This window comes from Tepidanaerobacter sp. GT38 (assembly GCF_021991635.1).
GTDB lineage: Bacteria > Bacillota > Thermosediminibacteria > Thermosediminibacterales > Tepidanaerobacteraceae > DTU063.
The window spans coordinates 1-7,135 of record NZ_JAFFJA010000130.1 but is presented as its reverse complement, the minus strand read 5'-3'; the positions used below and the strand labels follow the sequence as shown (position 1 = coordinate 7,135).

Here is a 7,135-nt window from a genome sequence, read left to right as displayed (position 1 = left end):
ATTATCATAAAATAACCACATATAACATAAAATCATTATTGTTTTTTAGATATTGTTGTGTTATAATGTCTTTCGTGCGTGAATATTTGTATACTCTACAAATAACACGAAGGGGGAAGTAACCTTTGACAAATAAAGGTGGGTTTTACATAGTCAAAGATGAGATTCTGCCTGATATTTTTAAAAAAACTGTTAAAGCTAAAGAGCTTTTAAAGAGCGGAAAGGCTAAAACCGTCAATGAGGCAACAGAAGCCGTAGGCATGAGCAGAAGTGCATATTACAAATATAAGGATTATGTTTTTCCTTTTTATGAGGCCAGCATGGGTAAAATCGTTACAATTTCATTTATCCTGGAACATATACCTGGTGTTTTATCAGGTATTTTAGAGGAAATTGCCAAGGCACATGGCAATATATTGACTATTAATCAAAACATACCCGTTCAAAACATGGCAAATGTAACAATTTCCTTTGAGACTGGAAATTTAAACAAAAATGTTGAAGAACTTCTAGCGATTATAAGCGAAAAAGAAGGAGTTCATAAGCTGGATGTAATAGCTCAAGGATAGGGAGAGGTGAAAAAATGCAAATTGGATTATTAGGTTTAGGCACAGTTGGCACAGGTGTCGTTGAATTAATAGAAAAAAATAATAATATAATAGCTAAAAGGATAAACGAACACATAAATATAAAAAAAGTCCTTGTAAAGGATTTAAATAAGCAAAGGTCACCTTTAGTGGAAGGAAAAATAACTGATAGGTTCGAAGATATTATAGAAGATGAAGAGATTTCTGTAATTGTTGAAGTAATGGGAGGCGAAGAGCCTGCGTTAACTTATATTAGGGAAGCCTTAAATAGGGGCAAACATGTAGTAACTGCCAATAAAGAGGTTATATCAAAACACGGCAAAGAGCTGCTTGAGCTTTCGGCAAAAAATGATGTAAACTTACTTTTCGAGGCAAGTGTTGGCGGTGGTATTCCCATAATAAGGCCCATGAAGCGGTGCCTGTCCGCAAATCAAATAACAAAGATAATGGGAATACTAAACGGTACAACAAATTATATTTTAAGTCAGATGACTGAACATGGAAAAAGTTTTGATGAAGCTTTAAAAGAAGCTCAATTAGCAGGATATGCAGAAAGTGACCCTACCGATGATATTAAGGGCTTTGACGCAGCGCGAAAAATAGCTATACTATCTTCTATAGCTTTTAATACACGCATAACTGCAGACCAGGTCTATACTGAAGGTATTGATAGTGTAAGTCAAGCGGATATACAGTATGCCAAGGAAATGGGGCAAGTTATAAAGCTTATTGCTATGGGTAAAAAGCATGAAAATTCCGTAGAAGTTGCTGTAACACCGATTTTACTGCCGGAAGACCACCCCTTAGCAAGTGTAGGTGGCCCCTTTAATGCTATTATGGTTGAAGGAAATGCTGTAGGGCCGGTTATGTTTTATGGTTTGGGAGCAGGCAAAATGCCCACTGCCAGTGCTGTAGTAGCTGATATTATGGAAGCCATAAAAAATAATAATGGCGGCAAGCTTAACTGTACCTGCTATTATGATTTTGATATAATGGATCCTGGCGAGGCTTGTTCAAGTTTTTACATAAGACTTAGGGTAGTTGATAAGCCTGGTGTCCTTGCGAAAATAGCTGGGGCATTTGGTGAAAACGAGATAAGCATGGCAAAAGTTTTTCAAAAAAATACGATAAATGGCACTGCTGAAATAGTTATAGTTACATATGATGTGCCGTTTAGAAATATTCAGGATGCACTTAGTGAAATAAAAGCTTATAAGCAAGTAGTTGAGGTATCTACTGTAATTAGAGTAGAGGAGGAGCACAAATGAGCATAAAAAAAGGAATTATAAACAAATACTTTTCATACTTACCTGTAAAGCATAGAAAAAATATTATTACACTTAACGAGGGTGATACGCCGCTTATTCGCGCAAAAAATATTGAAGAGTTGTTAAATACAAAGGCAGAGATTTATTTAAAATATGAAGGGTTAAATCCTACGGGGTCATTTAAAGACAGAGGAATGACAGTGGCCGTGTCCAAGGCGGTGGAGGATGGCGCAACTGCTGTCATATGCGCTTCAACCGGCAACACCTCTGCTTCATCTGCGGCATATGCGGCAAAAGCTCGATTAAAATGCGTAGTGCTTATTCCTGATGGTGCCATTGCCATGGGTAAGCTTGCCCAGGCAATTGCATATGGTGCAAAAGTTATTGCAATTCGAGGCAATTTTGATGATGCTTTGAAAATGGTAAGAGAGCTATCGGCGCGAAGGCCTATTACGCTAGTGAACTCCATAAATCCAAACAGGATAGAAGGGCAAAAAACTGCAGCTTTTGAAATTTGCGATGAACTAAATGATGCTCCTGACTATCTTGCAATACCCGTAGGAAATGCAGGAAACATTACGGCTTATTGGAAGGGCTTTAAAGAATACTATTCACTTAAAAAGAGCAGCAAATTGCCCAAAATGATGGGCTTTCAGGCTGCAGGTGCTGCACCTATTGTGGAAAATAGAGTTATTGAAAAACCTGAAACCATTGCAACGGCTATCCGCATTGGAAATCCCGCCAGCTGGAAATCGGCAGTAGAAGCAGCACAAATGTCTAATGGCAAAATACAAAAGGTCACCGATGAGGAAATTTTAAAAGCTTATGAGATACTTGCAAAATATGAGGGCGTTTTCGTAGAGCCCGCTTCTGCCGCATCAGTGGCTGGTATAGTTAAAATGTGCAGGGACAATGTTTTAAAAGAAGGGGAAAAGATTGTAGCAGTACTTACAGGTCACGGATTAAAAGATCCTGATACTGCGATTAAAATGGGCATTAAACCTACTGTACTTGATGCAAAAATAGATTTATTGGAAAGTGAAATTTACGGCTAGGAGTGAGAATATGGTAAGAGTGCAGATTCCTGCAACAACGGCAAACTTTGGACCTGGCTTTGATTGCTTAGGTGCGTCTTTGGGCTTGTATAATTATATTGAAATGGGTTTTTCCGATAAACCTGAAGTTTATGTAAAAGGTGAAGGGGCTGGAGAAATACCGGAGGACGAGACAAATTTAGTTTATCAGGCAGCTTGTCAGGTCTTAAAACGGGCAAATATAGACAGACCGTTAAAAATCGTCTTGGAAAATAATATCCCTATGGCAAGGGGGTTGGGGAGCAGTGCTGCTTGCATAGCAGGAGGTTTAATGGCGGCAAATCACTTGGTGGGTGAAATTTTAGATAATAGTGAGCTGGTGCAAATTGGCACAGAAATGGAGGGGCATCCTGACAATGTTGTGCCTGCTATGTTTGGCGGTTTTTGCCTCTCTATGGTCCATGAAAATAAAGTTATATACAAAACCTTTCCAGTGCCTTATTGGCTTAGATTTGTGGTTTGCATACCCGACTTTAAATTAAAAACCGAAGATGCAAGAAAAGTGTTGCCCAAAACCGTAAAATTTGAAGATGCAGTATTTAACACTAGTCATACTGCCATGCTGGTGGCTGCAATGGCTCAAGGAGATTTAACTAATATGAATGTTTTTTGCCAGGATAGATTGCACCAACCTTATAGAAGCAATTTGATTCCGGGCATGGAAAAGGTACTGCAAGTAGTCACTGAAAAAGGGGCTTTTGCTGGATTTTTAAGCGGTTCCGGTCCTGCAGTTATTTGTTTAACTTTAAAAGAAAGGGCAGAGGCATTAGGCCAGCATATGGTAGATATCTTTGCACAAGAAGGCATAAAGTCCCATTATATGGTGCTGTCATCAGACTCTAAAGGTGTAAGATTTTTGTAAGATTTTTATGAATATAATTCAAGACTTGAAATAAATTCATCTATGCATTATAATATTAATTGCAAATGGAAAAGTGTCTGGGTGTGGCGCAGTTTGGTAGCGCGCTTGAATGGGGTTCAAGAGGTCGGGAGTTCAAGTCTCCCCACTCAGACCATTATAAAAGAAAACTAATAAGAGAGCCTATAGGGCTCTTATTTTTTTATACTTTTATAAATGTAAAAAAGGAGGATTATTCCCATTTTTGGAGAAAATATAATTAATTAATAGATTTACAGTAAGTTCTAAGGAGTTTAGTAACGTGTGCTGCACTTGAAAAGGTGAAAGTTATGCGCCAACATTATAATAAAAAGGTGGTATATTTAAGGCCCAAGAAAAAGTCGCTAAAGCTACCCATATTTATAGCTTTATTATTTATTGTTATTTTGCTTTTATATTTTTATAAAGCTTTGTTCATGAATACTTATACAGTTATAAATGGTGAAATTAGCGAGAGTTTCTCAGCAGATGCGATTATAATAAAAAATGAGATACCAGTTTTATCGCCGGTAGATGGTAAAGTACAGCTGCTGGTTAAATCAGGTGAGAGGGTTAGAGTTGGAACTCCGCTTTTTATTGTTACTACCGATGAAAAACAAAAGCAGCATTATCAAAAAGAGATGGCAGAAATCGAAGAAAAGATTGGAACTTTAGAAGACAGCGCGGGAAGTTCTTTAATTGCTTTGAATTTAATTAATAAATCTATAGAAAATACCACTGAAAAATTAAAAGAGGCTACAGAAAGTGGCGAATTTGACAAAGTAAAACTATTAAAAGATGAGCTGGAACGATTGACCAATGAAAGAAAAAAACTCCTTGAGTCAAATGAAGCCAACATAAATCTATTGAAAAAACAATTAAATCAAATACAAGAAGATTTAAGCAAAATAGAAATTGTAACCTATGCATCGGATTCAGGAATAGTGAGTTTATTTGTTGATGGCTTTGAAGACATCTTAGTTCCCAATAGAGCAGAAAAAATTTCACATGCTCAATTGCAGGCCGTATCTGAGAGTGCAAGTAAACCTGCTATAGGTAAAAACGTCAGAGCAAATCAACCGGTTCTTAAAATTATTGACAATTTTTCCTGGTATATTGCCTTAAAACCCGAAAAAACGTTAAAAGAAGGCCGAGAGTACTATATTAAAATAAATGATGATGAAAAAATAAAGGCAAGATTAATTAAGATCAATGAAGAGGGCATAGGCTTTTTTTTAGTTAATACAGATTTAGACAGCTTGTTGGATTCTAGAAAAGTTAAAGTTGAAATTATACTAGGAACATATTCGGGTGCTATGATACCCAAAAATGCCATATTTACAGATGATGGTGGTGAAAAAGGAGTATATATCATAGAGCGCGGCAAAAGGCGCTTTAAGCCTGTTGAGCCCGTAATTGAGGATGAATACAATGTGATAGTAGAAGGATTGAAACAAGGAGATAAAATTTTACTTAAATAAGAGGGGATTACGTTGGAGTATTTAAAGCAAAACATTCAACAAATAAAATCTAAAATTAAAGCTGCAGCGGAGCGGTCAGGAAGAAACTGGGAAGATATTCATTTAGTCGCCGTTACTAAGAATTTTTCCGCTGAAGTAGTTCAGGCGGCTGTTGACTGTGGAATTGTTTTATTGGGAGAAAACAGAGTACAAGAAGCCAAAAGTAAAATCGAACTGGTAAAGGGTGATGTAAAGTGGCATTTAATAGGCCATCTGCAAAGAAATAAGGTAAAAACAGCAATTGGCATGTTTTCTATGATTCAGTCCCTTGACAGTTTTCGTTTAGCTGAAGAAATACAAAAAAGGGCTGAGCAAGCTGAGCGAGTAGTTGATGTCCTGGTGCAGGTAAACATAGGCAGAGAAATAACAAAATACGGTATTGATCCTGATAATACCGAAAGTTTTATAGAAAAGGTATCATCATTTCCAAATATAAAAATAAGGGGCTTAATGGCAATTGCTCCGTTTAAGGAAAATCCAGAAGATGTGAGATCGTACTTTAGGCATTTATATAATATTTTTGAGAGTTTAAAACAAAAATCAATTAGAAATGTAAATATGGAGTACTTGTCTATGGGGATGAGTCATGACTTTGAAGTGGCAATAGAAGAAGGGGCAAATATGGTCAGAATAGGTACTGGTATTTTTGGAACTAGACAATAAACTTAAGAGGGAGATAAGAGATGAGCAATAAAAATTTTTTCAAGAAAATATTATATTTTTTAGGTATTGAAGATGAAATACCGCAAGAAACTGAAAAAGACGATTTTGAACCTTATAATATTGCCCGACCTGAACCAAAACCTATTGGAAGAGTCATCAATATCCACCAAACAAACAGGAACAAAGTAGTAATATATAAGCCCGATTCCTTTGAAGAGGTTAGGGAGATAACAGATGAAGTTAAAAATAGGAAATCCGTAATTGTAAATTTAGAAAAGTTAGACAAAGAAAATGCAAAGCGCATTTTGGATTTTATGGCCGGCAGCATTTATGCTTTAGACGGCACTGTAAGGAAAATAGGCCCGGGAATATTTTTATTTGCCCCCGAAAATGTGGATGTGGCAGGCTTGGAACCAGAAGAAGAAAATCAAGATAAATCACCACTTAATATCAAAATAAGGGGGTAAAGTTTTGCTATATCTGATAAATTTATTTTTCAATTTCTGGACTTAATGATATTATTACGAGTTATTTTATCGTTTTTCCCAAGACCCATCAATCCCACTATTACTAAGTTCATATATGATTTTACAGAGCCAATATTGGCTCCTTTTAGAAATCTTTTAAACAGATTTATGCCAAAAGGGCCAGGACCTTATTTGGATTTTTCGCCATTATTGGCGCTGCTTTTTTTAGATATTGTTAGAAATACTATTATTAGAATCCTGTGGGGGATTCTTTGGTAAGGAGATGAACAAGTTAATATGGACATTTCACCTTTAGAAATTCAAAAGAAAGAATTTAGCAAAGCTTTAAGAGGCTATAACACCGATGAAGTGGATGAGTTTATAGATAGAATGCTGGAAAACTACGAAAGGATTTATAAAGAAAATAGAGATTTAAAAGAACAAATTCAATTGCTGCAAGAAAAACTTCAAAACTATAGAGATATTGAAGCAACTTTAAAGAACACCCTTGTGCTTGCAGAAAAGACAGCCGAAGAAGTAAAAAGCAATGCTGAAAAGGAAAGAGAAGCTATCCTAAAAGAGGCTTCACTGCGGGCAGAGGGCATATTGCAAAGTGCCAAACAACAGTTTAATAAAATAAATGATCAAAATGAACAATT

At 36.3% G+C, this 7,135-nt stretch carries 9 protein-coding genes and 1 tRNA gene; all 10 read left to right on the top strand.

Features of this window, described 5'->3' with window-relative positions:
• The first annotated feature begins 125 nt into the window (after nucleotides 1-125).
• A complete protein-coding gene (locus tag JT739_RS12375; RefSeq protein WP_237661430.1) occupies nucleotides 126-569 on the top strand; it encodes an ACT domain-containing protein in 444 nt (147 codons plus the stop codon).
• 14 nt (nucleotides 570-583) lie between these two features.
• The gene (locus tag JT739_RS12370) at nucleotides 584-1,855 is read left to right on the top strand and encodes a homoserine dehydrogenase (RefSeq protein WP_237661429.1); all 1,272 of its coding nucleotides are present in this window, start codon (nucleotides 584-586) and stop codon (nucleotides 1,853-1,855) included.
• Complete coding sequence (gene thrC / locus JT739_RS12365; RefSeq protein ID WP_237661428.1) at nucleotides 1,852-2,910, top strand: threonine synthase; 1,059 nt, start codon at nucleotides 1,852-1,854, stop codon at nucleotides 2,908-2,910. Before JT739_RS12370 ends, thrC begins: the two co-directional genes overlap by 4 nt.
• A 10-nt stretch (nucleotides 2,911-2,920) precedes the next feature.
• A complete protein-coding gene (gene thrB / locus JT739_RS12360; RefSeq protein ID WP_237661427.1) occupies nucleotides 2,921-3,811 on the top strand; it encodes a homoserine kinase in 891 nt (296 codons plus the stop codon).
• 77 nt (nucleotides 3,812-3,888) lie between these two features.
• A tRNA-Pro gene (locus JT739_RS12355) sits at nucleotides 3,889-3,965 on the top strand.
• A 172-nt stretch (nucleotides 3,966-4,137) separates the two neighbouring features.
• Nucleotides 4,138-5,307: an HlyD family efflux transporter periplasmic adaptor subunit gene (locus tag JT739_RS12350; RefSeq protein WP_237661426.1), complete on the top strand. Its 1,170-nt coding sequence runs from the start codon at nucleotides 4,138-4,140 to the stop codon at nucleotides 5,305-5,307.
• A gap of 12 nt (nucleotides 5,308-5,319) precedes the next feature.
• The gene (locus tag JT739_RS12345; RefSeq protein ID WP_237661425.1) at nucleotides 5,320-6,009 is read left to right on the top strand and encodes a YggS family pyridoxal phosphate-dependent enzyme; all 690 of its coding nucleotides are present in this window, start codon (nucleotides 5,320-5,322) and stop codon (nucleotides 6,007-6,009) included.
• A gap of 20 nt (nucleotides 6,010-6,029) precedes the next feature.
• The gene (locus JT739_RS12340; protein WP_237661424.1) at nucleotides 6,030-6,476 is read left to right on the top strand and encodes a cell division protein SepF; all 447 of its coding nucleotides are present in this window, start codon (nucleotides 6,030-6,032) and stop codon (nucleotides 6,474-6,476) included.
• Between the two features lie 9 nt (nucleotides 6,477-6,485).
• Complete coding sequence (locus tag JT739_RS13000) at nucleotides 6,486-6,755, top strand: YggT family protein (RefSeq protein ID WP_370642683.1); 270 nt, start codon at nucleotides 6,486-6,488, stop codon at nucleotides 6,753-6,755.
• 18 nt (nucleotides 6,756-6,773) lie between these two features.
• Nucleotides 6,774-7,135 (top strand): DivIVA domain-containing protein (locus tag JT739_RS12335; RefSeq protein WP_237661423.1); only part of this gene is annotated, 362 nt, incomplete at its 3' end.

Bases quoted from the DNA above. Each gene is read 5' to 3' on its own strand.
- JT739_RS12350 (WP_237661426.1), top strand. From the start codon at position 4,138: ATGCGCCAACATTATAATAAAAAGGTGGTATATTTAAGGCCCAAGAAA.
- JT739_RS12370 (WP_237661429.1), top strand. From the start codon at position 584: ATGCAAATTGGATTATTAGGTTTAGGCACAGTTGGCACAGGTGTCGTT.
- thrB (WP_237661427.1), top strand. From the start codon at position 2,921: ATGGTAAGAGTGCAGATTCCTGCAACAACGGCAAACTTTGGACCTGGC.
- thrC (WP_237661428.1), top strand. From the start codon at position 1,852: ATGAGCATAAAAAAAGGAATTATAAACAAATACTTTTCATACTTACCT.
- JT739_RS12340 (WP_237661424.1), top strand. From the start codon at position 6,030: ATGAGCAATAAAAATTTTTTCAAGAAAATATTATATTTTTTAGGTATT.